This is a genomic window from Pseudomonas sp. NPDC090208 (assembly GCF_044746785.1).
In the GTDB taxonomy this organism is placed as follows: domain Bacteria; phylum Pseudomonadota; class Gammaproteobacteria; order Pseudomonadales; family Pseudomonadaceae; genus Aquipseudomonas.
This window is the reverse complement of the sequence record NZ_JBIVCU010000007.1, coordinates 278,323-304,507: the sequence shown is the minus strand read 5'-3', so window position 1 is coordinate 304,507 and position 26,185 is coordinate 278,323. Positions and strand designations below refer to the sequence as shown.

General features: G+C 62.1%; 25 protein-coding genes. 16 read left to right on the top strand and 9 right to left on the bottom strand.

The genetic code is table 11. The features are described from left to right. The first annotated feature begins 57 nt into the window (after positions 1-57). From recQ to ACIPL0_RS14700, 6 genes are all read left to right on the top strand, one after another. Positions 58-2,184, top strand: coding sequence for a DNA helicase RecQ (gene recQ, locus ACIPL0_RS14725; protein WP_400597152.1), 2,127 nt, complete (start codon positions 58-60; stop codon positions 2,182-2,184). Positions 2,185-3,080: 896 nt separating this feature from the next. Next, positions 3,081-3,515 (top strand): MarR family transcriptional regulator, encoded by a 435-nt coding sequence (locus ACIPL0_RS14720; RefSeq protein ID WP_400597153.1) that lies wholly within the window; start codon positions 3,081-3,083, stop codon positions 3,513-3,515. A 200-nt stretch (positions 3,516-3,715) separates the two neighbouring features. Next, complete coding sequence (locus ACIPL0_RS14715; RefSeq protein WP_400597154.1) at positions 3,716-5,932, top strand: peptigoglycan-binding protein LysM; 2,217 nt, start codon at positions 3,716-3,718, stop codon at positions 5,930-5,932. Positions 5,933-5,935: 3 nt separating this feature from the next. Next, complete coding sequence (locus ACIPL0_RS14710; protein WP_400597155.1) at positions 5,936-6,232, top strand: SelT/SelW/SelH family protein; 297 nt, start codon at positions 5,936-5,938, stop codon at positions 6,230-6,232. Between the two features lie 107 nt (positions 6,233-6,339). Then, entirely contained in the window at positions 6,340-7,239 is a 900-nt protein-coding gene (locus ACIPL0_RS14705; RefSeq protein WP_400597156.1) for a bestrophin family protein, read from the top strand. Between the two features lie 238 nt (positions 7,240-7,477). Beyond that, positions 7,478-8,296, top strand: a complete 819-nt coding sequence (locus tag ACIPL0_RS14700) for a UDP-2,3-diacylglucosamine diphosphatase (protein ID WP_400597157.1) — start codon at positions 7,478-7,480, stop codon at positions 8,294-8,296. Positions 8,297-8,450: 154 nt separating this feature from the next. Here ACIPL0_RS14700 and ACIPL0_RS14695 read toward each other — a convergent pair whose 3' ends face one another. Both ACIPL0_RS14695 and ACIPL0_RS14690 read right to left on the bottom strand, forming a co-directional pair. Next, the gene (locus ACIPL0_RS14695) at positions 8,451-9,035 is read right to left on the bottom strand and encodes an HD domain-containing protein (RefSeq protein WP_400597158.1); all 585 of its coding nucleotides are present in this window, start codon (positions 9,033-9,035) and stop codon (positions 8,451-8,453) included. Continuing rightward, positions 9,035-9,346 (bottom strand): Mpo1-like protein, encoded by a 312-nt coding sequence (locus ACIPL0_RS14690; protein WP_400597159.1) that lies wholly within the window; start codon positions 9,344-9,346, stop codon positions 9,035-9,037. The genes ACIPL0_RS14695 and ACIPL0_RS14690 overlap by 1 nt, the downstream gene beginning before the upstream one ends. A gap of 137 nt (positions 9,347-9,483) precedes the next feature. Here ACIPL0_RS14690 and ACIPL0_RS14685 point away from each other — a divergent pair, with 137 nt between their 5' ends. Next, positions 9,484-10,491, top strand: coding sequence for an AraC family transcriptional regulator (locus ACIPL0_RS14685; protein ID WP_400597160.1), 1,008 nt, complete (start codon positions 9,484-9,486; stop codon positions 10,489-10,491). 221 nt (positions 10,492-10,712) lie between these two features. On the opposite strand, the gene ACIPL0_RS14680 is transcribed toward ACIPL0_RS14685, so the two are convergent. Next, positions 10,713-12,167 carry a TrkH family potassium uptake protein gene (locus ACIPL0_RS14680; RefSeq protein WP_400597161.1) on the bottom strand — a complete coding sequence of 485 codons (1,455 nt, stop codon included), beginning with the start codon at positions 12,165-12,167 and terminating at the stop codon, positions 10,713-10,715. Positions 12,168-12,340: 173 nt separating this feature from the next. On the opposite strand from ACIPL0_RS14680, the gene ACIPL0_RS14675 reads away from it, so the two are divergent. Further along, positions 12,341-12,901 (top strand): NAD(P)H nitroreductase, encoded by a 561-nt coding sequence (locus ACIPL0_RS14675; protein WP_400597162.1) that lies wholly within the window; start codon positions 12,341-12,343, stop codon positions 12,899-12,901. A 164-nt stretch (positions 12,902-13,065) separates the two neighbouring features. Here the strand turns inward: ACIPL0_RS14675 and ACIPL0_RS14670 are convergent, their stop codons facing one another. The 6 genes from ACIPL0_RS14670 to ACIPL0_RS14645 all read right to left on the bottom strand — a co-directional run bounded on the left by ACIPL0_RS14670 (position 13,066) and on the right by ACIPL0_RS14645 (position 18,753). Beyond that, entirely contained in the window at positions 13,066-14,394 is a 1,329-nt protein-coding gene (locus tag ACIPL0_RS14670; RefSeq protein WP_400597163.1) for an ATP-binding protein, read from the bottom strand. Between the two features lie 94 nt (positions 14,395-14,488). Beyond that, on the bottom strand, positions 14,489-14,923 hold the full coding sequence (locus ACIPL0_RS14665; RefSeq protein WP_400597164.1) for a Spy/CpxP family protein refolding chaperone: 435 nt from the start codon (positions 14,921-14,923) through the stop codon (positions 14,489-14,491). Positions 14,924-16,618: 1,695 nt separating this feature from the next. Beyond that, complete coding sequence (locus ACIPL0_RS14660; RefSeq protein WP_400597165.1) at positions 16,619-17,296, bottom strand: response regulator transcription factor; 678 nt, start codon at positions 17,294-17,296, stop codon at positions 16,619-16,621. 7 nt (positions 17,297-17,303) lie between these two features. After that, positions 17,304-17,723: a translation initiation factor 2 gene (locus tag ACIPL0_RS14655; protein WP_400597166.1), complete on the bottom strand. Its 420-nt coding sequence runs from the start codon at positions 17,721-17,723 to the stop codon at positions 17,304-17,306. 120 nt (positions 17,724-17,843) lie between these two features. After that, the gene (locus tag ACIPL0_RS14650) at positions 17,844-18,143 is read right to left on the bottom strand and encodes a YciI family protein (protein WP_400597167.1); all 300 of its coding nucleotides are present in this window, start codon (positions 18,141-18,143) and stop codon (positions 17,844-17,846) included. Position 18,144: 1 nt separating this feature from the next. Further along, the gene (locus ACIPL0_RS14645; RefSeq protein WP_400597168.1) at positions 18,145-18,753 is read right to left on the bottom strand and encodes a septation protein A; all 609 of its coding nucleotides are present in this window, start codon (positions 18,751-18,753) and stop codon (positions 18,145-18,147) included. 65 nt (positions 18,754-18,818) lie between these two features. On the opposite strand from ACIPL0_RS14645, the gene ACIPL0_RS14640 reads away from it, so the two are divergent. The 8 genes from ACIPL0_RS14640 to arfB all read left to right on the top strand — a co-directional run bounded on the left by ACIPL0_RS14640 (position 18,819) and on the right by arfB (position 26,042). Continuing rightward, complete coding sequence (locus ACIPL0_RS14640) at positions 18,819-19,679, top strand: PHP domain-containing protein (RefSeq protein ID WP_400597169.1); 861 nt, start codon at positions 18,819-18,821, stop codon at positions 19,677-19,679. 13 nt (positions 19,680-19,692) lie between these two features. Further along, complete coding sequence (locus ACIPL0_RS14635) at positions 19,693-20,325, top strand: L-threonylcarbamoyladenylate synthase (protein WP_400597170.1); 633 nt, start codon at positions 19,693-19,695, stop codon at positions 20,323-20,325. A gap of 116 nt (positions 20,326-20,441) precedes the next feature. Next, positions 20,442-21,140, top strand: coding sequence for a segregation and condensation protein A (locus ACIPL0_RS14630; protein ID WP_400597412.1), 699 nt, complete (start codon positions 20,442-20,444; stop codon positions 21,138-21,140). A gap of 18 nt (positions 21,141-21,158) precedes the next feature. After that, on the top strand, positions 21,159-21,959 hold the full coding sequence (gene scpB / locus ACIPL0_RS14625) for an SMC-Scp complex subunit ScpB (RefSeq protein WP_400597171.1): 801 nt from the start codon (positions 21,159-21,161) through the stop codon (positions 21,957-21,959). A 127-nt stretch (positions 21,960-22,086) separates the two neighbouring features. After that, the gene (locus tag ACIPL0_RS14620; RefSeq protein WP_400597413.1) at positions 22,087-22,275 is read left to right on the top strand and encodes a DUF1289 domain-containing protein; all 189 of its coding nucleotides are present in this window, start codon (positions 22,087-22,089) and stop codon (positions 22,273-22,275) included. Between the two features lie 182 nt (positions 22,276-22,457). Further along, positions 22,458-23,663, top strand: a complete 1,206-nt coding sequence (gene rluB, locus ACIPL0_RS14615) for a 23S rRNA pseudouridine(2605) synthase RluB (RefSeq protein WP_400597172.1) — start codon at positions 22,458-22,460, stop codon at positions 23,661-23,663. A 415-nt stretch (positions 23,664-24,078) separates the two neighbouring features. Continuing rightward, positions 24,079-25,503 carry an amino acid permease gene (locus ACIPL0_RS14610; protein ID WP_400597173.1) on the top strand — a complete coding sequence of 475 codons (1,425 nt, stop codon included), beginning with the start codon at positions 24,079-24,081 and terminating at the stop codon, positions 25,501-25,503. A gap of 125 nt (positions 25,504-25,628) precedes the next feature. Further along, entirely contained in the window at positions 25,629-26,042 is a 414-nt protein-coding gene (gene arfB, locus ACIPL0_RS14605; protein WP_400597174.1) for an alternative ribosome rescue aminoacyl-tRNA hydrolase ArfB, read from the top strand. The last annotated feature ends 143 nt before the right edge of the window (positions 26,043-26,185 follow it).

Sequence of the window (26,185 nt, the reverse complement as noted above, 5' to 3'; positions counted from 1 at the left end):
CTTTGCGATTTCGACAGCGAATCTTCACCCGCTGCTGTGGCACCAACCGGGGTATCTATGCTCGACCAGGCTCAACGCGTACTTAAAGACATCTTCGGCTACGACAGTTTTCGTGGCCGTCAGGGTGCCATTATCGAGCGCGTGGCCAGCGGCGGTGATGCGCTGGTGCTGATGCCCACAGGCGGCGGCAAGTCCCTGTGTTTTCAGGTGCCGGGCCTGTTGCGTGAGGGGCTGGCGGTGGTGGTTTCACCGCTGATCGCGCTGATGGATGATCAGGTGGCGACCCTGGAAGAGTTGGGTGTTTCGGCTGCTGCGCTGAACTCGACGTTGACGCCCGAGCAGCAGCGCGATCTGGCCAACCGCATTCGTCTGGGCGAAGTGAAAATGCTCTACCTGGCGCCGGAACGACTGGTTCAGCCGCGCATGCTGGCCTTTTTGCAAAACCTGAAGATTGCCCTGTTCGCCATTGACGAAGCCCACTGCGTGTCGCAATGGGGCCATGACTTCCGCCCGGAATACCTGCAACTTGGCCAGTTGGCCGAGCTGTTCCCGGAGGTGCCGCGCATTGCGTTGACCGCCACCGCCGACAAGCGCACCCGCGAAGAAATCGTCAACCGCCTGCACCTGCAGAATGCCGAGCGCTTTCTGTCGAGTTTCGACCGACCCAACATCTTTTACCGCATCGTGCCCAAGGAACAGCCGCGCAAGCAGTTGCTGGCGTTCCTCTCCGAACGGCGCAGCGACGCCGGCATCGTCTATTGCCTGTCGCGCAAGAAGGTCGAGGAAACGGCTGCCTTCCTCAGCGACAACGGCTACCCGGCGCTGCCGTATCACGCTGGTCTGCCCATCGAGACCCGCGCCGAGAACCAGCGCCGCTTCCTTAATGAGGAAGGGCTGATCATGGTCGCCACCATCGCCTTCGGCATGGGCATCGACAAACCCAACGTGCGTTTCGTCGCGCACATGGACCTGCCCAAGTCGCTGGAAGCCTACTACCAGGAAACCGGCCGGGCAGGGCGCGACGGTCTGCCTGCCGACGCCTGGATGGCCTACGGCCTGCAGGACGTGCTGATGCTCAAGCAGATGCTGCAGAACTCCGAAGGCGACGAGCGCCACAAGCGCGTCGAACACCACAAACTCGATGCCATGCTGGCGCTGTGCGAAGAAACCCGCTGCCGTCGTCAGGCGCTGCTGGCCTATTTCGATGAAGAAATGCCCAACCCGTGCGGCCATTGCGACATCTGTGTCGACGGCGTGCAGACCTGGGACGCCACCGAGCCTGCGCGCCAGGCCCTGTCGGCGATCTACCGTACTGGCCAGCGCTACGGCGTCGGCCATCTGGTGGATGTGCTGCTGGGCAAGGAAAACGACAAGGTGCAGAGCTTTGGCCATCACCGTCTGGCGGTGTTTGGCGTCGGCAAGGGCCGCAGCGAAGGTGAATGGCGCACGCTGTTCCGCCAACTGGTCGCGCGCGGGCTGGCCGATATCGACCTGGAAGGCTACGGCGGCCTGCGCCTGACCGATGCCTGCCGTCCGTTGTTACGTGGCGAAGTCACCCTGCACCTGCGTCGCGAACTCAAGCCGCAAACTACCCCGAAAGCTGCCGGCAGCCCGGCCAGCCAACTGGTGCGTGGCGAAGAGCGCGAACAATGGGAAGCCCTGCGCACCCTGCGCCGCAAGCTGGCCGAAGAACACGGCGTGCCGCCTTACGTCATCTTCCCGGACTCGACCCTGCTGGAAATGCTGCGCAGCCAGCCCGGCACCATGGCCGAAATGGCCCGCGTCAGCGGCGTCGGCGCGCGCAAGCTGGAGCGTTATGGCGAGGCCTTCCTCGAAGTCCTTGGCGGCGGGGCAGCGGCGCCACGGGCCGTCACCGACCTGCGCCACGAACTCATCAGCCTGGCCCGTGCCGGCATGACACCGATGCAAATCGCCGGGCAACTGCAATGCTCGGAAAAGAACGTCTACAGCCTGCTGGCCGAAGCTATCGGCAAGCAGCAACTGTCGCTCGAGCAGGCACTGGATTTGCCGGAAGACCTGCTTGGTGAGATCCAGGACGCCTTCCTTGACGGTGAAGGCGAACTGCCTGCGGTGGCAGCCATCGCCGACCAGTTCAAGGGACGAGTCCCGGAAGGCGTCCTGTACTGCGTGCGTGCGGCGTTGCAGTCCGAATTCGAGATGTGAGGTTGTCGTTAATACGGGCTGCGCAACACCGGTCTATTGTGGGAGTGAATTCATTCGCGATGATTGTCCAGCCGACACGAAAGCGTCGTCAGGAACATCGCATCGCGAATAAATTCGCTCCCACAGTTGTTCAGGGTGTCTGGTGATTCTCTGTATGACTGCTAAGGAATGTTCACCGCCAGTCTGTAGGAGCTGGCTTGCCCTGCGAGCGGCGAGGCACTCGTCGTAAAACCGGTGAACGCGGTGTGTCAGAAATGCATAGTCGTCAGGATTTACGACTGCTACGCAGCCGGTCGCAGGACAAGCCAGCTCCTACAGGGGATTGTGTTCGGCCAGCCAGGTCGAACGTTAGTCCGCCTCGCCGAGATTTTGATTTTGATCTGGCTTTTGATCTTGGGCCCCGTCCCAGAAGGCCGAACGCAGGTGATGCGCAGTGGGCCGAGCGACAGGATGTCGCGAGAGCCGCGTGGGCCATGGATGGCCCATTCGCGGCGAGCCCACGGAGCATTGCCGGAGTGAGGGCACATCGAGCCTAGGCGAGATGCCGTATGGCGGGGTGTGGAGCCTTTGGTTACTTGGGGCTTTTCCAAGTAACTCGCCGCCAGGCGAAACAGGGCTGCGTTAGCAGACCCGCAATCCAAATGACACACCGCGTGCACAGGTTTTACGACGACTGCGTCGCCGCTCGCAGGACAAGCCAGCTCCTACAGAGATGGCGTTTATTCTGGGAAGGGGCGGTGTTGATGATGACGTCATCGCGGGCAAGCGCGCTCCTCCAGGACACCCCGGTGCTTTCCTCGCTGCGACGAAACACCACATCGCCACGCTTGCCTCGCCACAAGCTCCATGGTTAGCTGCCTATTAATTAGGAATCGCCTTTAACCATCGAGTTACCCATGAAGTTAAGTGAAGAACATCGCTTCGGCATGCAGCTGGCGCACATGTCCCGTGGCTGGCGCGCCGAGCTGGACCGACGGCTGGCCGATCTGGGACTGTCCCAGGCCCGCTGGTTGGTGCTGCTGCACCTGGCCCGATTCAAGGATGCCCCGACCCAGCGCGAACTGGCGCAAAGCGTCGGTGTAGAAGGCCCGACCCTGGCGCGGCTGCTCGACAGCCTGGAAAATCAGGGGCTGGTGCGCCGCCAAGCCGTCATTGAAGACCGGCGGGCGAAGAAAATCGTCCTCGGCGAAACCGCGCGGCCGCTGATCGAGAAAATCGAAACCATCGCCACCGCCCTGCGCCACGAACTGTTCGAGGGCATCGCCGAAGAGGATCTGCTGGTGTGCATGCGGGTCCACTCGAAAATTCTGGCCAATCTGGAAAAATCCTGAGGTCATGGCCCTGCGCCAGCGACAAATTCATTGAACCTGCCGACACATCCTGTTCTATTTGCACCCATACTGGTGTTGCCCGGACAAGGGGTCCGTCACGAATTGTGCAGGGAAGCCTGCCTTGCTACTTAAGGGTTCGCATGCTGAAGAGTTTTCAGGCCGGTAGTCGGCGCGCAATCGATGCCACGCATCGCGTCCAGATGGGTCTTCGTTCGGGGTTACTGGCATTGGCCGTGGCCTCGGCGTCTTTGCTGCACAGCCCGATGGCCGCTGCATTGGGGCTGGGCGAAATCACCCTGCATTCTGCCCTCGGACAGCCGTTCAACGCCGACATCGAGCTGATCGAGGCCGGTGGCATGACGGCGGACGAGATCGGCGTCGGGCTGGCGTCGACCGAAGCCTTCGCCAAGGCCGGCGTCGAGCGGGTGTATTTCCTCAACGACCTGCGTTTTACCCCGGTGATTCGTGGTGGTCGCGCCGTGATCCACGTCGAATCGCACAAGGCGGTGACCGAGCCGTACCTGAATTTTGTCGTGCGTCTGGTGCGCCCGAGCGGCGACCTGTTGCATGAATACACCGTGTTGCTCGATTCGCCGACCTCGCCGGCAGGGCTCGCGGCCACCCGCAGCCGCACCCAGTCGCCGGCTTCAGGGGTGACGAACGACGTTTCGCGTCTGCCGGTCGCGCCGCCTCAGGCTCGGCAGGGCAAGCATTACACCGTGGCCTCGGGCGACACCCTGGCCGGGATTGCCCGGCGGGTTCAGGCGCCGGGCAGCAAGATGTCCTCGGCCGATCTGGTCAGCGGTATTCAGGCTCTCAACCCGCAGGCGTTCCCCAATGGCGAACGTAGCCAGTTGAAGGTCGGCCAGAGCCTGCTGCTGCCCGACAGCGCCGTCGAACCTGCTGGCGCAGCGTCACCGGCCAACGCCAGTCAGGCACCCGCTGCGCCGTCTGCGCCTGCATCCGCGCCGACGGCTCCTGCGGCAACGCCCAATGCCGGTGAGCAACTGACGGCTACCGCGCTGGAAAACCAGGCGCTGAACAAGACGGTCGACGACCTCAAGGCCCAGGTACAACAGGCCGAAACGGACGAGGCCGACAAGGACAAGCGCATCATCGAGCTGCAGACCCAACTGGCCGAGCAGAAAGCCCTGGCATCGCGTCCGGCGCCCGCACCAGCACCGGCAACCCCGGCGGTTCAGGCCCCGGCACCGGCCGTGAGCGCACCGGTCCCTGCACCCGCACCCGTTCCGGCGTCGGTCGAGGACGACGAACTGCCGTGGCTGACGATTGTCGCCGCGTTGCTGGTGCTGCTGTTGCTGCTGGCGTTGGCCTGGTCGGTGCGCCGCAATCGCATCAAGAACCCGTTGGTCGCTCAGCCTGAGCCGGTCGAGCCGATCATCAAGCCTGCCCAGGCGGCCGTGACCCCGGTCTTCGAAGTGCCTGCAGTGTCCCCACGTCCGACTCCGGCGGCGGCTCCCGCGGCCAACAATCAGCGTCTGGCCGGGGCGGCGACCGATGCGCTGGACGGTGCGAGCATCTACATCGCCTATGGCCGTTTTGCCGAGGCGCTGGCGATCCTGCGCGATGCGCTGGAGAAGCAGCCGCAGCGCACCGACGTGCGTCTGCGCGTCCTTGAACTGCTGGGCGAGCAGGGCGATGTCGACGGCTTCGACGAAGAGGAAAAGATCCTGCTGAGCCACGGTATCGAGGCGCAGAAGCTGGAAGAAATCCGCAACCGCTACCCGAAACTGAATAAAGAGCCGGCAACGCCGTCAGCCAGTGCGTCGGCTGGACAATCAGCAGTCGCCGCCGCTGCAATGGCCGGTGCAGCCGCCGCAGCGGTGGCCAGTGTCGCCGCCAGCCGTGGTACGGCCGCGCAACTCGACGAAAATGCCGCTGCGGCGCTGAACCCCGAGCCGTCCGACGATTTCCAGCTCAACCTCGACGATCTGTCGATGGATGCCGACTGGGATCTGGTCGATCCGTTCGAGAAGACCCCGGCACCGCGCAAGGCCGAGCCGGACGCAGAGCCGCCGGTGGACCCGGCGTTCGCTTCCAATCTCACGGAGTTGCCGGAAGTCTTCGAAATGCCTGAAGAGCAGTTCCTCAGCGATTTCGCCGATGATGACGCCACGCCCGATCTGCAATTCGAAGCCGAGCCGGTGGTCGACAGCACTGCGCAGAGCGACAGCGATCTGATGGACGATGCTTTCCTCGACAGCTTCATGGACGACGAAGGCGGGTTCGACCTGCTGGATCTCGACGAGGAGCCGTTGAGCAAGATCAACGAAGCTCAGGTGTTGATCGACGAGGGGCAGATCGAAGAAGCCAAACGCCTGCTGCAGGAAGTCATCGACGCCACCGAAGACGACCAGCAACAGACCGCCCGTGACCTGCTGGCAGGGCTGGGCTGAGGCATGGCGGACAAGGCTGAAATCACCATCACCTACTGCACGCAATGCCAGTGGCTGTTGCGTGCGGCGTGGCTGGCCCAGGAACTGCTCAGCACTTTCGGCGACGACCTGGGCAAGGTCTCGCTGGTGCCGGGCACCGGCGGCGTGTTCCACATCACCTGTGACGAGGTGCAGATCTGGGAGCGCAAGGCCGACGGCGGTTTTCCGGAAGCCAAGGTGCTCAAGCAGCGGGTTCGCGATTGCATCGACCCTTCACGTGACCTCGGCCATAACGATCGCGGCACCACGCCCGACGCCTGATAGACCTCCTCGATAGGGCCGTCGTTAACAGTGATTGGACGCTGTGGGCGCACGGCACCTATGCTGGTTCGGCTGCCCATTTCAGTCGTCGAATCCGGATTCGCAACATGATCGTCAGACCGCCTCCCAGTTTTCTCAATGTTCTGGTCGCCCTCAAGGGATCCATTGCCCGGCGCATCGCTGGACGCGCGCTGCTGGTGACGATTCTGGCGTCCGTCATCGTGCTGATCGAAAGCCTGCACCCGGCCTATTTCGCCAAGGTCAGCGCCACGCCGTTCACCCTGCTGGGCCTGTCGTTGTCGATCTTCATGAGCTTTCGCAACAACGCCTGCTACGACCGCTGGTACGAAGCGCGCAAGGTGCTGGGCGACATGCTCACCGAAACCCGTTCGATCATCCGCGAGGCGCAGGTGATCAAGGACGAGGCGCAGCGCAGCAGCATTCTGCGCAACCTGTGCGGTTTCGCCCATGGCCTGAGCGCCAGTCTGCGCGGTCATGATGCGCAACAGGCCGCACAACCCTGGCTGAGCTTCCCGTTGCCGGCCGACGCCGCCAACTTCTGCGACCGGATCCTGCGTGACACCGGGCGGCAGTGTTCCGAAGCCAGCGACAGCGGGCAGATCAACGAGTGGCGCTACACGCTGCTGGCCAACCATCTGATCATGTTGAGCCGGGTGCTGGCGGCCTGCGAACGGATCAAGCACACGCCGCTGCCGTTTCCCTACACCTTGCTGCTGCATCGCACCATCTACCTGTTCTGCATCCTGCTGCCGTTCGCCATGGCCGAGCCGCTGGGTTGGATGACGCCGCTGTTCATGGCCATGGTCAGCTACACCTTCTTCGGCCTGGACGCGATCGGCAACGAACTGGAAGACCCGTTCGGCTACGACGAAAACGACCTGCCGCTGGATGCGTTGGTGCGCGTGGTCGAGCGCGATGTGCTGGATGCGCTGGGCGTTACGCCGCTGCCGCCGCGGCTCAAGCCGGTGGATTTTGTGCTGACGTGAAACGGCCTGTAACGTGGGTTGGCTCTCCGCCCCCTTTGTAGGAGTGAGCTTGCTCGCGATAGCGTCGGATCAATCGCTGCAGTGGTGTCTGATTTTCCGTCATCGCGAGCAAGCTCACTCCTACGAGAGGGGGGCAGTGTCGGGTAACGCGAAACCTTGTCATCGAACTTAAATGCCAACGTCACATGGCCTTCACCGACCCGGTCCACCCTTGTGGAAAGTCAGGCGGAGGTTGTCCATGAGCATTGCCGAGAGCGCCAAACCCAGTCGCAAACAGCGCGTGCGGACCCTGTGGATTTCCGACGTGCACCTGGGAACCCGTGACTGTCAGGCCGAGCATCTGTCCGGTTTTCTCAAGCAGTATCATGCCGACAGGATTTATCTGGTCGGCGATATCATCGACGGCTGGAAACTGCGCGGCGGCATGTACTGGCCGCAGGCGCACACCAACGTCATCCGCCGCTTGCTGACCATGAGCAAGCGCGGCACCGAGGTGATCTACGTCACCGGCAACCACGACGAATTTCTGCGTCGTTATTCAAAACTGATCCTGGGCAATATCCAGCTTGTGGACGAGGTCGAGCATGTCACTGCCGATGGCCGTCGTCTGCTGGTGATCCATGGCGACCAGTTCGATGTCATCACCCGCTACCACCGCTGGTTGGCCTTTCTCGGTGACTCGGCCTACGAGTTCACCCTGACCCTCAACCGCTGGCTCAACCACTGGCGCGCCCGCTATGGCTATGGCTACTGGTCGCTGTCGGCGTACCTGAAGCACAAGGTCAAGACGGCGGTGAATTTCATCAGCGACTTTGAAGAAGCCATTGCCCATGAATGCGTGAAGCGCGGCCTGGATGGCGTGGTCTGTGGGCACATTCACCACGCCGAAATCAGGAAGGTGGGTGGCGTCGACTACCTCAACTGCGGTGACTGGGTCGAATCCTGCACCGCGTTGATCGAGCACTGGGACGGCACTATCGAACTGTTCCGCCTGGCCGACGCCCACGTCAAGGCCAAGGCGCAGGAAGCGAGCGAGCCGGTGGGCGAAACCGTCTGACCTGAACACTGCCCTTGTAGGAGCGTGGCTTGTCCCGCGACCGGCGACGTAGTCGTCGTAAATCCGATAAACGCGGTGTGTCAGGTTTGCAGAGTTGTCAGGTTTTACGACGGGTTCCCCGTCGGTCGCGGGACAAGCCACGCTCCTACGGTGATCAGGATTCCAGCGCAGCGCTGTAAATCGAATTCCTCGGCTGTGCAAACAACCGCTCCAGCATCGGCTCGAAGAAGCTCAACGGCAGGCTTTCATACCCCGGATCGAACGCCGCCGCATCGTACTTCGCGCAGAACTCGATGGTGCGCTGGTACTGCGGATGATCGGCGAACTGCTCGCGCAGGTGCCGGTCCATGCCCAGGTGATGGAAGAAGTAATAGCCTTGGAAAATCCCGTGTTTCTCCACCATCCACAGATTCTCGGCACTGACGAAGGGCTTGAGGATGGCAGCGGCGATGTCCGGGTGGTTGTAGCTGCCCAAGGTGTCGCCGATGTCGTGGAGCAGGGCGCAAACCACGTATTCCTCGTCACGGCCGTCGCGCCACGCACGGCTGGCGGTCTGTAACGAGTGGGTCAGGCGGTCCACCGGAAAACCACCGAAATCGCCGTCGAGCAGGCGCAGGTGGCTGATGATCCGTCCCGGCAATTGCGCAGCGTAGGCCTTGAAGTCCTGCGCGATGATCGCCCAGTCCTCCTGCGTACCATCCTGCATGTGAGTGAAGCCGGCCTGCTCGGACAGGCCCATCAGAACGGCACCCGGCCGCTGAGCATGTCGCGGTACATGACGAAATCGCCGAGCAGGCTGTAGAACGGATGCTTGAACGTTGCCGGACGATTCTTCTCGAAAAAGAAATGCCCCACCCAGGCGAAGCTGTAGCCGGCCACCGGCAGAATCCACAGCATCAGCCAGTTGGCGCTCAAAAGCGCCGATGCCAGTATCAATATCACCAGCGTGGTGCCGATAAAGTGCAGACGGCGGCACGTACTGTCGCTGTGCTCTTGCAGGTAATACGGGTAGAAATCGGCGAAACGGTCGAACGATCTGACGTTATCCACGGGCCTGTTCTCTGATGTACATCATGTAATCCAGTCTAGCCGAGCACTCGCGTGAATCAGTGACAATAGGTGCCAACGTAGTATCCTTCGGCTATCAGTCGCAGGGGGCGACAGACTTCGGACAAGAAGACGTAAACATGGAAAAAACGACTTCTTCAAGCTGGGCGATGGGGATCGTCAAGTCCCTGGAAATGGACGGGCTGGATTGCCGGGCGCTGTTTCAGGAGCTGGGGCTGGTGTATGCCGACCTGGAGAATCCTGACGCGCGTTTCCCGCAGGACTCCATGACCCGTCTGTGGCAGCGTGCGGTGGAGCTGTCCGGCAACCCGGCCATCGGCCTGAACATGGCGCGGGTGGTACGCCCGGCGTCGTTCAGCGTGGCCGGCTACGCCTTGATGTCCAGCCGCACCCTGAAAGAAGGGTTCGAGCGGCTGGTGCGTTATCAACGGATCATTGCCGACAGCGCGGACCTCAGTTTCAAATTGCTGGCCGACGGCTATGCGTTGATCCTCACCGTGCATGGCGATCTGCTGCCGCCGACGCGCCAAAGCGCCGAGGCCTCGCTGGCGTTTGCCCTGGCTTTTTGCGGCTGGCTCACCGGTCGCACCTTGCACCCGCGGCAGGTGCTGATCCAGGGCGATCAGCCGAAGAACCTCGAACCCTACAAGAAGTTCTTCCACGCGCCGCTGACCTTCAATGCGCCGTACGACGCGCTGGTGTTCGAGCGCGCCGACATGGAGGCGCCGCTGCCCACTGCCGACGAGGCCATGGCGAAGCTGCACGACCGCTTTGCCGGTGAATACCTGGCCCGTTTCGCCAGCAACCGCGTGACCCATCAGGCGCGTCAGGTGTTGTGTCGCCTGTTGCCGCAAGGCGAGCCCAAGCGTGAGGCGGTAGCGCAGACCCTGCACCTGTCGCAGCGCACCTTGCAGCGCCGTTTGCAGGAGGAGGGCACCAGCTTTCAGACGTTGCTCGACGACACCCGCCGCGAACTGGCCGAACAGTATCTGGCCCAGCCGCAGATGACCTTGCTGGAGATCGCCTATCTGTTGGGGTTTGCCGACCCGAGCAACTTCTTCCGCGCGTTCAGACGCTGGTTTGACGAAACGCCGGGGGAATATCGGTTGCGCAAGGCGGTGGAGTAGATCCGGCGGGGACAGACCGTGGGAGCGAATTCATTCGCGAAAGGTCTTCCGGCCGAAACAGATTCATCGTCTGGAATACCCCATCGCGAATGAATTCGCTCCCACAGGGTTTCACTGACCTGATCCTCCCTTGTAGGAGTGAGCTTGCTCGCGATTGCGTTGGATCAGACAACGCGATGGCGTCTGACACGCCGCCATCCCGAGCAAGCTCACTCCTACAATCAATGCCGCCAGAACGCCGGAACGCACAGCACCAGGATGGTGATGATCTCCAGCCTGCCGAGCAGCATGCCCACCGACAGAATCCATTTCGCTGCATCCGGCAGGGTCGAGAAGTTACCCGCCGGGCCGATGGTTTCGCCCAGTCCCGGGCCGACGCCGGACACGGTACTCGCGGCGCCGGTGAGTGCTGTCATCCAGTCCAGGCCCAGCAGCGACAGCAGCAGGGCGATCAGGCAGATGGTGATGGTGAAGAAGAACGAAAACGTCAGGATCGAGCGCACGATCTCGTCGTCCAGCCGATGGCCGTTGTATTTCTGCTTGATCACCGCGCGCGGGTGGATTAGCTGGTGCAGGTTGGCCATCAGCAGGATGTAGGCGACCTGAAAGCGGAACACCTTGACCCCGCCCGCCGTCGAGCCGGAACAGCCGCCGATGAAGCCCAGATAGAAGAAGATCATCAGCGCGAAGTTGCCCCACAAACTGTAGTCGCCCAGGGCAAAACCGGTGGTGGTCACCACTGAGGTGACGTTCAGCGCGACATGGCGCAGGGCGTCATACCAAGGCAGATCGGTGGTGGCCCAGTACCACAGCGTCATGACGAACCAGGTCAACAGCAACAGGCCGATGAATCCCTGCACCTGCTCGTCCTTGATCAGCGCCTTGCGATGGCCGCGCAGGGTGGCGACGTACAGGGTGAACGGCAGGCTGCCGAGGATCATCACCACCACCGCGACCCAATGCACCGCCGGTTGCGACCACTTGGCCAGGGACTGGTCGGAGGTGGAAAAGCCGCCGGTGGAAATCGCCGACATCGCGTGGTTGACCGCATCGAACAGGCTCATGCCTGCCCACCAGAACGCCAGGGTGCCCAGCGCGGTGATGCCGACGTACACCAGCACGATGAACTTGGCCACCATGTGCGAGCGCGGCATGACCTTTTCCGAGCGGTCCGACGATTCGGTCTGGAACAGGCGCATGCCACCGATGCGCAGCAGCGGCAGGATCGCCACCGCCATGCCGATGAAGCCGATGCCGCCGAGCCAGTGCAGCAGCGAGCGCCAGATCAGGATGCCCGGCGACATGCTGTCCAGGCCGCTGAGCACCGTGGAGCCGGTGGCGGTGATGCCGGACATGCTTTCAAAAAACGAGTCGGTGTAGCTGATGTGCTGGGTCAGCAGGAACGGCAGGGCAGCGAAGATACACACCACCACCCAGCTGCTGACGGTCAGCAGGTACATGTCCCGCGGCCGCAGGTGCACATGTTCGGGACGCCCCGGCGCGACCAGGGCCAGACCGGCGATGAAGGTAATCATGCTCGACCAGAGGAACGACGGCATGTCGCCGGTGCGGTGGAAAACCACCAGCGTGGCCATGGGCACGACCATGGCGATGGCCAGGGTGATGAGGAAGATGCCGATAATGAAACCGATGATGCGAAGGGTCGGCAACGCCATGCAGTCGCTCTGATCAGAAGTGGAAAGGCGCTCATTCTACCGATGGGTCGATGCAAGTAAACCGGACCGGCAATCGGTTGTCGGCCAAGTAAATGCCGCTGTTACACGTTATTGAAGTTCAAGAAGGCGCGCGCAGCACTACAATGCCTGATCATTTTTCTGGAGAGGACTCAATGGAAGCGCTCGACGTTTTGCTCAACCGCGTGTCGGTACCCCGTCTGATCGAACCGGCGCCGGATGCCGCCCAGCGCGAAATACTCTTCAACGCCGCCTTGCGCGCGCCGGACCACGGGGCTTTGCGTCCGTACCGTTTTCTCACCGTGGAAGGCGAGGCGCGCAACCGCATGGGTGATCTGCTGGCGCAGGCGTTGATCGACGGCGGTGGCGAGGTGGACGAAAAGGCGCTGGAAAAGGCCCGCTTCGGCCCGCTGCGTGCGCCGCTGGTGGTGGTGGTCATTGCCCGTCTGCAGGACCATTTCAAGGTGCCGAAGAAAGAACAGGTGATCACCGCTGGCTGCGCGGCTCACGGTGTGTTGCTGGCGGCCTATGCCATGGGCGTGGGGGCGGTGTGGCGTACCGGTGAGCTGGCGTATTCGCCACAGGTCGCCAAAGGGCTAGGGCTGGCGGCAGACGAAGAAGTGGTGGCGTTCCTCTACCTTGGCACCCCGCAGAACCCGCCAAGGCAGGCTTCCGCGCCGGATCTGGCGGATTTTGTCAGTGAGTGGCAGGGCTAGGACGTCAGGCTATCCCTTGTAGGAACGTGGCTTGTCCCGCGACCTGCCGGGCACCGGCAGCAAATCCGGTGAACGCGGTTTTTCTGGCCCACCGCGTGCGCAGGTTTTACGACTGCTGCGCAGCCGGTCGCAGGGCAAGCCAGCTCCTACAAGGATCTTTGGCGTCAGGCCGACTCCTGCGGCACCACGATGCTGGCGATGAATCCACCCTGCGGATGGTTGTCCAGCACCAGGTTGCCGCCGTGCTTCTCCGCTGCCCGTTTGGCGATAGCCAGCCCCAGGCCATAGCCCGGCGCGGTCTGGTTCGGCGCGCGGTAGAACGGTTCGCCCAGTTGCGCCAGATGCTCGGCGCTGACGCCCGGGCCGTGATCTCGCACGCTCAGGTGCAAGGCGCCATCGATCAGCCCGGCACTCAGCTCGATCGGTTGACCGGCCGGGTTGAAGCGTAATGCGTTGCGCAACAGGTTATCCAGCGCCCGCTCCAGCACGTTCGGCCAGCCTTGCAGCTGCACGCCTGGCTCCACGGTCACGCTGACCTGCTGCTCGTCGCTGCTCATTTCGGCGTCGCCTTTCAGGTGATGGAGCAGCCCCGACAGATCTACCGGCGTGGCGCTGCCCATGTCCGCGTCCAGTCGCGCCAGCGCCAGAATTTCCCCGATCAGCTCTTCCAGACGGTCGCATTCGCGGGTCAGGCGTGGCCAGAGTTTTTCCCGTTCGGCCGGTTCTGCCCGTTCGGCCAGCGCCAGGGCGATACGCAGCCGCGCCAGCGGTGAACGCAGTTCGTGAGACACGTCGCGCAGCAACTGGCGCTGGCTGCCGATCAGGCTCTGCAGGCGCGCGCCCATACGGTTGAAGTCGTTCGCCAACACACCGAATTCGTCGCGGCGATTGGCCAGCTGCGCGAGGCTGTTCTGTTGATACGTGGTCTGCCCAAGATCATGCACCGCGCCGCGCAGCCGACTGAGCGGGCGAGTGATCGACAAAGTCACCAGCAGGCTGAACAGGGTCAGCACCACCAGCGCAATCCCCAACGCACTGAGCGGCCACATCAGGCTCTGGCGGTGCCAGGCGTCGAGTTCCGGGTGCGGGATGCGATAGATCAGCAGGTAGGTTTCGCCGCTTTTCGGGCTGGTGTATTCGGTGGTCAGACGGCGCCATGGCAGCGGGCGCTCATCGTCCTTTTGTTGACGGGCCTCGTACGCGGCAGCGCGGGGCGGGAACGTGCCGGGCACCACGGCTTCACCGCTGTCGTTGAGCACCTGGACGTCGAAGTGATAACGCCGCTTGAGATCCTGAAGGAAATCCTGTGCCGCGTCCTGACCCTGATCTTCGTAAAGCTGCGTCCATTTTTCCGGCAACTTGTGCAGGCCGGGGTGACGGCTGAGGATCCACGCATCCTGATTGAGCATGTGCCCGAGCAGGATCGACAGACCCGCTACCAACGCGATGGCCAGCCAGAAACTTGCCAGGATTCGCCAGAACAATGAACGCACGTGAAGCCCTCGATCCGCCCCTCAATCAGAAAAACCCGACACACCGGGGAAAGCGTGTCGGGTTGAGGGAGTGTAATGCCGCGCCTGCAGGCGGTTACTGGGTTTTTTGCGCTTTCTGCGCTTTCCACGCTTCGAACTCGGCGCGGTCGGCACGACGCTGCTCGCGGTCCTTCTGCATCTGGTCGAAGGTCTTCTGCTGTTCCGGCGTCAGCATGGCGCGGATGTCGGCTTGGGTTTTCGCACGTTTGGCAGCCAGTTCATCCTTCATCGCTTTCTGATCGGCTGGCGACAGCTTGGCCAGGTATTTCTCGGTGATCTCGGAGCGGCTGTGCCATTGATCGCCCATCAGCTTGCGGACCTGTTGACGTTGTTCCTGGGTCAGGTTCAGTTTGTCGAACGGACCTTTGCGGTGATGCATGCCTGGGCCGTCGAAGCCTGGGCCGCCCATGTGGCCGCCTTCCGGAGGCATTGCCATTGCAACGGTCGGCAGGGCAGCGGCGAACATCAAAGCCATCAGGGTCTTGCGCATGGTGTATCTCCTTGTTTCGGATCCGGCTCTGTGCCGGTTGTGGCCAGTTTAGGGAGATCAAGGTCAAGCGAGGTCAGGCGTGGGTAAAGCTTGGGTAAAGAGGCGTTGTGATCGGGCTGACGCTTTAGCTGCTGATGCAGCTGGTTTCGCCTTGCGGATTTTTGTTGGAGCTGGCTTGCCCTGCGAGCGGCGACGAAGTCGTCGTAAATCCTGTGTATGCGGTGTGTCTGACGTATTGCCGGTCTGCTAATGCAGCCCTGTTTCGCCTGACGGCGAGTTACTTGGAAAAGCCCCAAGTAACCAAGGGCTTCTAACCCCGCCATACGGCACCTCGCTAATGCTCGGTGTACCCTCACTCCGGCAATGCTCCGTGGGCCCGCCGCGAATGGGCCATCCATGGCCCACGCGGCTCTCGCGGCATCCATGCCGCTCGGCGCCACTCCACATCGCCTGCGTTCGGCCTTCTGGGACGGGGCCCCAAGATCAAAAGCTGAAAAGCAAAAGCCAAGCGAGCGCATTCCCTGTGGGAGCGAGCTTGCCCGCGAAGGCGTCCTTGAAATCGCCACCGCCGGCAAGCCGGACTGCTACGGGTTTTGGCGGTGTACTGATATCTACCAGACACCCTGAAAAACTTGTGGGAGCGAATTCATTCGCGAAAGGTCTTCCGGCCGAAACAGATTCATCGTGTGGAATACCGCACCGCGAATGAATTCGCTCCCACAGTGGATCTCCACTTGTTCAAGGAGGGGGCGGTGTCGGCCGGGGACGCCATCGTCCGAATGCAGCCCAGACCAGGCGGAGCACTCTGTAGCAGTCCGGCTTGCATACGCCAAAGAAATTTGAGGCCACCACAAATTTATGTGGGAGGGAGCTTTGCTCGCGATAACGGTGGGGCAGACGACGCTGCATTGTCTGGGGTGACGCTTTCGCGAGCAGGGCCCCCTCCCACGGATTGTGGTGTCTGCGGGATCTTGGCATGGCAACACAACCGGGATGATCACTGCCTGTCTGTAGGAGCTGGCTTGTCCTGCGACCGGCGAGGCACTCGTCGTAAAACCGGTGAACGCGGTGTGTCAGAAATGCATAGTCGTCAGGGGTTACGACTGCTACGCAGCCGGTCGCAGGACAAGCCAGCTCCTACAGGGGCTTTTGATCTGGCTTTTGATCTTGGGGCCCCGTCCCAGAAGGCCGAACGCAGGTGATGTGGAGTGGGTCGAGCGACAGGATGTCGCGAGAGCCGCCCTGCACCATGGACGGCGCCATGGATGGCCCATTCGCGGCGTGCCCACGGAGCATTGCCGGAGTACGGGTATGCCGAGCCTGTGGCGAGGCACCGTATGGCGGGGTAGAAAGCCCTTGGCTGCTCTTGAAACAGAGAGGGGGGCTTTTCCAAGTAACTCGCCGTCAGGCGAAACAGGCTGCGTTAGCAGGCCAGCAATACATCAGACACACCGAGTGCACAGGTTTTACGACGACTGCGTCGCCGCTCGCAGGGCAAGCCAGCTCCTACAGGTCCGCGTCACTCGCCGCCAGGCGAAACAGGCTGCGTTAGCAGACCAGCAATACATCAGACACACCGAGTGCACAGGTTTTACGACGACTGCGTCGCCGCTCGCAGGGCAAGCCAGCTCCTACAAGGGGCCAAGTAACTCGCCGAAGGCGAAACAAGTAGCCAAAGCAATCCGCAAGACCGCCTCAAACCGCGTAGTAATAACCCCGGCTACGCAGCGCAACGATACGTGGACGACCGTCGGCGTGGGGGCCGATTTTCTTGCGCAGGTTACTGACGTGCATGTCCAGACTGCGGTCATACAGCGTCAGCTTACGGCCCAGCGCCAGTTGCGCCAGCTCCTGCTTGTCCAGCGGCTCGCCGGGCTGGCCCAGCAGCGCCTCCAGCAGACGGGCTTCGGACACGGTCAGGGTGAAATCCTGATCATCGATGGTGACCACCCCACGGGCCGGGCTGAAACACAAGTCGCCCAGCTCGATCTGGCTGGACACCGCCGTCGGATGGCTACGGCGCAACACGGCGCGCAGGCGTGCCGTCAGCTCCCGCGGATCGCACGGCTTGGCCAGATAATCGTCAGCACCCAGCTCCAGACCGAGGATACGGTCCAGCGGCTCGCCACGGGCCGACAGCATCAACACCGGCAGATCAGGGTGATCGGTGCGCAGTTGCTTGAGCAGTTCCAGACCACTGCCGTCAGGCAGCATCACGTCCAGCACCACCGCCGCAGGCGTCGTTTCGGCAAGCGCCTTGCGGGCGCTCTGACCGTCGTGGCAGGCCTGCACCTGAAAGCCTTCCTGGCTCAACCAGCTACCCAGCAGCTCGCACAGCTCCTGGTCATCATCAATTAGTAACAGCTCGCTCATGACTCACTCAATTTAGCCATTGCCGACGCTGTCTACGCCAGCCGCTGGCAAAGATACCGCACAGGAGGGCTACCATTGCAACGCCACCCCCTGTGACGAACCATTGTTGTTGCTCGGTCAGCAGGCGCGCCGGCATCACCGATTGTGCTTCTTTGAGCTGCAGTTTAAGCCTTTGGTTCTCCTGACGCAGGCGTTGCAGCTGAATTGTTTCGCGCTCGGTATCGGCAGTCTGCAATTGGCGGGTCAGTTCTTCGCGCTGTTTTTCGCTGTCGGCCAGACGCTGGCGCAGGTCGCTCAGCTGGCTGGCGGTGCTGGGCAGCGGCAGGGCATGGCTGACGGTGTCGCCGGTTTCTTCGGACTGGACATCGAAACTGATTGTCGAGACGACCAGTGCGGCCGCCAGCAGACACCACGGACGTGGACGCATCTGAACTCCTGACTTTTATGAATATTGGTCAGGTTGTCGGCAGGCAGGCGGGGAAGATGAGAGGCCGCAGGATTCGCCCGGCGCATTGTGCAGCCGGGCGAAACACGGTGGTGCGAGGGGTTACGGCAGGACTTGCTTGAACGGCTTGACCACGACGTGATCGTAGACGCCGGCTGCAATGTACGGATCGGCTTCGGCCCAGGACTGGGCGGCGCTCAGGGACTCGAACTCGGCGACGATCAGGCTGCCGGTGAAGCCAGCGGCACCCGGGTCGTTGCTGTCGACGGCAGGCAGCGGGCCTGCCAGCACGATGCGGCCTTCGTTTTTCAGCGCGGTCAGGCGCTCCAGGTGAGCGGGGCGCGCTGCCAGACGTTTTTCCAGCGAGTTGGCGACGTCTGTGGCCATGATTGCGTAGAGCATGTCAGTCCTCGGTCTTTTTTGTAGAAGGCTCGGTAGTGGCGTCGGCATCGTGGATATGACGGGCCAGGAAGATGCCCTGACCGATCAGGAACAGCAGGGTCATGCCCAGGCTGCCGAATACTTTGAAGTCGACCCAGAAGTCCTGGTAAGTGAACGCCACGTACAGGTTGGCGGCACCGCAGAACAGAAAGAACACGATCCAGGCGATGTTCAGCTTGGTCCAGATGTTCTGCGGCAGGGTCAGGGCGTGGCCCATGATGCGCTGGATCAGCAGGCGGTCGCCGATGAAATGGCTGCCGGCGAAGATCAGGGCGAACAGCCAGTTGACCACCGGGGCTTTCCACTTGAGGAAGGTTTCGCTGTGGAAGGCCAGGGTCAGGCTACCGAACACCAGGCAGGCGATCAGGGTCAGCCACTGGCTTTTTTCCAGCTTGCCCTGACGGACGTAGAGAAAGCCGTAAACCACGATCGAGCTGGCGATGAGCATCGCGGTGGCGCTGAAAATCCCGCCTACCATGAAGCTGTGGCCGAGAATATCGACGGCTTGCGGGCTGATTTTGTAGACGATGAAGAACAGGATGAGCGGGATGAAGTCGATGAATTGTTTCACAGTAAGAGCCAGAAGCTGGATGTGTCGGCATAATAACAAACATCAATGACTGCGAAAGCGCCCCTATGAACGTCGATCTGCACTGCCACAGTACCGCCTCCGATGGCGCGCTCGCGCCCGCGGCACTCGTTGCGCGTGCCCATGAAAACGGCGTGCGGGTGCTGGCGCTGACCGACCACGACACCATCGAAGGCCTGGCCGAAGCCCGTACGGCGGCGCTCGCGCTGGACATGCAGCTGATCAACGGCATCGAATTGTCGTGTACCTGGGGTGGTGCCACCATCCATGTTCTGGGCTACGGTTTTGATAGCGATGCCCAGCCGTTGCGCGAGGCGATTGAGCAATTGCACACCGGTCGCTGGCTGCGCGCCGAAGAAATCAGCCGCAAATTGGCGATGAAAGGCATGCCTGGGGCGCTGGAAGGTGCTCGCGCGGTGCAGCAGGCACTCGGTGACAGCGGCAATGCGCCAGCCCGACCGCACTTCGCCGACTTTCTGGTCAATGAAGGTTTCGTGAAAGACCGCGCCGAAGCGTTTCGCAAATGGCTCGGCGCAGGCAAGCTGGGCGATGTCAAACAACACTGGCCGAGCCTGCATGACACCGTGGCGACGTTGCGTGCTTCCGGTGCCTGGGTCAGCCTGGCCCACCCATGGCATTATGATTTCACTCGCAGCAAGCGTCGCAAGCTGGTGATGGACTTCATCCAGGCCGGTGGTCAGGCCCTTGAAGTGGTCAATGGCCTTCAGCCCGCCGAGCAGGTTGGCAGCCTGGCGATCCTGGCGCGTGAGTTCGGGTTGCTGGTGAGTGCCGGCAGCGACTTCCATGGCCCGGGTGCCTGGTCCGAAATCGGCGTTTATCGCCCGTTGCCGGATGACCTGGTGCCACTTTGGGGGCGATTCAAACATGCACAGCCTACTGCCGTCTGAACAGGAAGATACCGTGAGCCAATTTTTCCAGGTCCACCCGGAAAACCCGCAGACGCGCCTGATCAAACAGGCCGTGGAGATCATCCGCGCGGGCGGTCTGGTGGTGTATCCCACCGATTCGTCCTACGCACTGGGTTGCCAGATGGGCGACAAGAGCGCCGTCGAGCGTATTCGTCGCCTGCGTCAGCTGGACGACAAGCACAACTTCACCCTGATGTGCTGCGACCTGTCGCAATTGGGGTTGTTCGCCAAAGTTGATACGGCCGCCTTTCGCGAGCTCAAGGCGCACACGCCGGGCCCGTACACCTTCATTCTCAACGCCACGCGGGAAGTACCGCGCCTGGTGCTGCACCCGAAACGGCGCACCATCGGCCTGCGCGTGCCACGCCATCCGGTGGCCCAGGCGCTGTTGCAGGAGCTGGGCGAGCCGTTGATGAGCGTGAGCCTGATCATGCCCGGCGAAACGTTGCCGATGAGCGATCCCCATGAGATGCGCGAAGTGCTCGAACATCAGGTCGACCTGATCATCGACGCCGGTCATGGCGGGGTATCGGCCTCCACGGTGATCAACCTGTCGGAAGGCGAGCCGCAGGTGGTGCGGGTTGGTTGTGGCGATCCGACACCGTTCGGAGTCGAAGTCGGGTGAGCGACGCCGAAGTCCTGGACAGCCAGGCCGATGCCCAGCTGGAGCTGCCGCTGGCGATGGTCTACGGACAGGCCGTCACGCAGATGCCGGTCGACCTGTACATTCCGCCGGACGCGCTGGAAGTCTTTCTCGAGGCCTTTGAAGGCCCCCTCGACCTGCTGCTGTACCTGATCCGCAAACAGAACATCGACATCCTCGACATCCCGGTGGCGGAAATCACCCGCCAGTACATGGGCTACGTCGAGCTGATGAAAACCGTGCGTCTGGAACTGGCCGCCGAGTACCTGGTGATGGCCGCCATGCTCGCCGAGATCAAGTCACGCATGCTGCTGCCGCGCTCGGAAGAGGCGCTTGAGGAAGAAGACGACCCGCGCGCCGAACTGATTCGCCGCCTGCAGGAGTACGAACGCTTCAAGGCGGCCGCCGAGGGCATCGACGAGTTGCCGCGGGTCGGTCGCGACGTGGTCGTGCCGAAGCTGGACGCGCCCGAAGCGCGGGCGCGCAAGCTGCTGCCGGATGTGGCACTGGAAGAGGTGCTGATGTCCATGGCCGAAGTGCTGCGCCGTGCCGACATGTTTGAAAGCCACCAGGTCAGCCGTGAAGCGCTGTCCACCCGCGAGCGCATGAGCGATGTGCTGGAACGTCTCAAGGGCGCCGGTTTCGTGCCGTTCGCCGAGTTGTTTACCGCCGAAGAAGGGCGGCTTGGCGTGGTCGTGACCTTCATGGCGGTGCTGGAGCTGGTCAAGGAGCAATTGGTCGAGCTGGTGCAGAACGAACCTTTCGCGGTCATCCATGTGCGGGCGCGCGCCGAATAAAGAAGCAAGAGCTGATCAATGAACCTGAACGAACCCCGCGAACTGGCGCCACTGCTTGAAGCTTTTCTGCTGGCCTCCGGAAAACCGCAATCGCTGGAGCGGCTGTACGAGCTGTTCGAGGAGGCCGAGCGTCCCGAACCTGCGGTGTTCAAGAAGGCCCTGACCCTGCTGGCCAAATCCTGCGACAACCGCGCTTTCGAGTTGAAGGAAGTGGCGTCGGGTTATCGCCTGCAGATTCGCGAGAAGTTTGCGCCGTGGGTGGGGCGTCTGTGGGAAGAGCGGCCGCAGCGTTATTCCCGGGCCTTGCTGGAAACCCTGGCGTTGATCGCCTATCGCCAGCCGATTACCCGGGGCGAGATTGAGGACGTGCGCGGCGTGGCGGTCAACAGCAACATCGTCAAGACCCTGATGGAACGCGAGTGGATCAGGATCGTCGGCTATCGCGACGTGCCGGGCAAACCGGCGATGTTCGCCACTACCAAGGCGTTTCTTGACCACTTCAACCTGAAGAACCTCGACGAACTGCCGCCGCTGGCCGACCTGCGCGAGATGGAACCGGAGCCGGTGCTGGACTTCGATGACGCGCCGGTCCCGGCCCACCTGCAGGCGCTGGCAGATGCCGCCCTGGCCGAAGACGGCGAGCCGCAGGCGCCGGAGGAACCGCGCGATGAAACCAGCTTCCGCAGCCTGCTGGCCGAACTCGACAACATGGAACAGGGCCTCAAGACCGACTTCGACGACCTGTTGGTCGATGAGGCCGATAAAGAGTCTGCATTGGAAGATGCGCCGCAGGACGATGAAGATCTGCATCAGGTTTGATGGCGATGCGATCCCTGTGGGAGCCGGCTTGCTGGCGAATGCGGTGTGTCATTCAAAGACTGCCCATCCGACAGATCGCGTTCGCCAGCAAGCCGGCTTCTACGGTTCAGCATTTTTCGGGCACCCCATGAGCAGCAAAGACCCCTGCATCAGCATCTGTAAATTCGACGACGACATCTGCCTTGGCTGCGGGCGCAGCAAGCGCGAGATCCGTTCGTGGAAGAAAATGGACAAGGACGATAAGCGCTCGGTACTGGCCGAATCCGCCAGGCGGCTGATCAAGCTCAAGGCGTCCGGTCGGCGGAAAAAGAAATGACGCCGATGTTTTCATCTAGTCTGTGATGCGCAACGCGCGCCATGAGCGTATGATTCGCGACCTTTTGGCGATCCATCCTCGCCAGGATTCCACTTTGATACGCCGTGCTCTCTTTCCGAGAGCAGGCGACAGGCCACGCCCGCTCGCGCATGGCCTGATTCGACACACCGGGAGGTGCCCAGATGAGTGAACACGACAAGCAGGACAGCCAGGAAATCGCCCCGTCGGGCGAGAAACTGCAAAAGGTACTGGCGCGCATCGGCGTCGGCTCGCGCCGTGACGTCGAAGCCTGGATCGGCGAAGGCCGGATCAAGGTCAACGGCGTACAGGCCAGCCTCGGTCAGCGCGTCGACCTGCACGACGCTATCAGCGTCGATGGCCGGGTCATCAAGCGCGAAGAGGCGGCCGAAACCGTGCGCCGCGTCATCATGTACAACAAGCCGGACGGCGAAATCTGCACCCGTGACGACCCTGAAGGCCGTCCGACCGTATTCGACCGCCTACCGCGTCCGAAAGAAGGCCGCTGGATCAACATCGGCCGTCTGGACATCAACACCACCGGTCTGCTGATGTTCACCACCGATGGTGAACTGGCCAACCGCCTGATGCACCCGTCGTTCGAGATGGACCGCGAATACGCCGTGCGCGTACGCGGTGAAGTCGATGACGACATGCTGCTGCGTCTGAAGAACGGCGTGATCCTCGAAGACGGTCCGGCGCGTTTCACCGACATCCAGCAAGCGCCGGGCGGTGAAGGCTTCAACCACTGGTATCACTGCGTGGTGATGGAAGGCCGTAACCGCGAAGTCCGTCGCCTGTGGGAATCCCAGGGCCTGGTGGTCAGCCGCCTGAAGCGCGTGCGTTTCGGTCCGGTGTTCCTCAACTCCGACCTGCCGATGGGCCGCTGGCGCGAAATGAGCCAGCAGGAAGTCGACATCCTCAGCGCTGAAGTTGGTCTGAAACCGGTAGCAATGCCGGCGATGAACGCCAAGACCAAGGACAAGCTGGAGCGTCTGCAACGCCAGTCTTCGCGTCCACTGGGCAAGGGCGAGCGCGTTCGCCAGCTGCGTCCGGCCAAGGATGCCGTGCCAGCTGAACGCGCGCCGCGCCAGCCACGCATGGCCGATGACGAGCGTCCAGCCCGCAAGCCGGCTGACGGCGGTCGTCCGGCGCGTACCCCGCGTCCGGCGGCAGGCGGTCGCAGCGACAACAGCCGTGGTACGCCAGTGGCTGAACGTCCGAGCGAAATGAACAAGCGCCCGGGCAAGCCGAAAACTACCCGTCCCGGCATCAAGCTGAGCGACGACAAGGCCCCGGCAGGCAAACGCCGCAGCCCGACCGCCGGCTCCGGCCAGCGCCCGGGTTTCGGTCGCAAGAAGCCTGAGTAAACCGGGCATGCAATGAAAAAACGCCAGTCGAGAGACTGGCGTTTTTTTATGGGCGCAGATGTGGGAGGGAGCCCTGCTCGCGAAAGCGGTGTGTCAGCCGACACATCACTGACTGAACTGACGCATTCGCGAGCAGGGCTCCCTCCCACATAAATCAAGCTTCGAGTCTGAACTCCCCGTCGAACACCACCCGCTTGTCCACCGCCAGCACGAGACGAAATCCCTGACCAGTTGCACAGCTTTGCAACGACCCACTGCAACCGTGGCGGTGTACAATGCGCCGCGTTTTTTCTGTGAACCATCGGCGTATGGACGCCACCCCATTCGGGGTTTACCGACCCCGTCTCACTCCGCCGCGTCATAAGCGCGTCGGGTTCGATTCCGTCACAGACAAGAACAACAAGGTGACTATTCAATGAGTGAACACATGTCCCATTCGGGTGAATTCAAGCGTGGTCTTAAAAACCGCCATATCCAGCTGATCGCCCTTGGCGGCGCCATCGGCACAGGCTTGTTTCTGGGTTCTGCAGGGGTTTTGAAATCGGCGGGTCCGTCGATGATTCTCGGCTATGCCCTGTGCGGCTTCATCGCTTTCATGATCATGCGCCAGCTGGGTGAAATGATCGTCGAAGAGCCGGTTGCCGGGTCGTTCAGCCATTTCGCCCATAAATACTGGGGTGGTTTCGCCGGCTTCCTGTCCGGCTGGAACTGCTGGGTGCTGTATATCCTGGTCGGCATGTCCGAGCTGACCGCGGTCGGCAAATACGTGCAGTACTGGTGGCCCGAGATCCCGTCGTGGGCATCGGCAGCGGTGTTTTTCCTGCTGATCAACGTCATCAACCTGGCCAACGTCAAGGTCTTCGGCGAGGCCGAATTCTGGTTCGCGATCATCAAGGTGGTGGCCATCGTCGGCATGATCGCCCTGGGCAGCTACCTGCTGGTCAGCGGCAACGGCGGCCCGCAAGCCTCTGTCAGCAACCTGTGGGACCACGGTGGCTTCTTCCCCAACGGCGTCAACGGGCTGGTGATGGCTTTGGCGTTCATCATGTTCTCGTTCGGCGGTCTGGAAATGCTCGGTTTCACCGCCGCTGAAGCCGACCAGCCGAAGACCGTGATCCCCAAGGCGATCAACCAGGTCATCTACCGCATCCTGATTTTCTATATCGGTGCGTTGGTGGTGCTGCTGTCGCTGACCCCATGGGACGCACTGCTGATCGATCTGAATGCCTCCGGCGATGCCTATAGCGGCAGCCCGTTCGTCCATGTGTTCTCGATGCTGGGCAGCAACGCGGCGGCGCACATTCTCAACTTCGTGGTCCTGACCGCTGCGCTGTCGGTGTACAACAGTGGCACCTACTGCAACGCGCGGATGCTGTTCGGCATGGCCGAGCAGGGCGATGCGCCGCAGTCGCTGGCGCGGGTCGATGGTCGTGGTGTGCCGGTGCGGGCGATTCTGGTGTCGGCTGCAGTGACGCTGATCGCGGTGCTGCTCAACTACTTGATCCCGCAGAATGCGCTGGAGCTGCTGATGTCGCTGGTGGTCGCGACCCTGGTGATCAACTGGGCGATGATCAGCTATTCGCACCTGAAATTCCGTCAGCATCAGGCGCGCAGCGGTGAGCAGTCGCTGTTCAAGGCGTTGTGGTATCCGTACGGCAACTACCTGTGCCTGGCCTTCGTGGTGGTGATCCTCGGCATCATGCTGATGATTCCGGGTATCCGCGTGTCGGTGTACGCGATTCCGGTGTGGCTGGTGGCGATGTGGGTGTTCTACCTGATCAAGAGCAAACGCGACGCCAGCGCCGAATCGATGGTGCAACGCACCTCGATTATCAAATAGGCCGCGATCCTTGTAGGAGTGAGCTTGCTCGCGATAGCTGACTGCCCGTGACATCGAATGTCGCCTGACGCGACGCCTTCGCGGGCAAGCCCGCTCCCACAGAACCTGGATTTGGGGCAAGTTTGATGTTGATCATTTCCAACAGCGTGCATCTGCCCGACACCGAGGTCGAACTGACCGCCATCCGCGCCCAGGGTGCCGGCGGCCAGAACGTCAACAAGGTGTCCAGCGCGGTGCACCTGCGCTTCGATATCAACGCCTCGTCATTGCCGCCGTTTCACAAGGAGCGGCTGCTGGCGCTGCGCGACAGCCGGATCACCGCTGACGGGGTGATCATCATCAAGGCGCAGCAATACCGCACCCAGGAACAGAACCGTGCCGACGCTCTGGAGCGTTTGCGCGAGCTGATTCTGGGTGCGGTGAAGGTGGAAAAGAAACGCCGCCCGACCAAACCGACCCTGGGCTCGAAAACCCGCCGCCTGGAAGCGAAGTCCAAGCGCGGTTCGATCAAGGCGGGGCGGGGAAAGGTGGATTTCTGATCGAGCGGGTGGCCTGGATCTTTCAGGCGATGCAAGCCCTGTGGGAGGGAGCCCTGCTCGCGAAGACGTCGGGTCTGTCAGCACTGCATTGACTGGACTGATGCGTTCGCCAGCAAGCCGGCTCCTACAGAACGCGACTGACC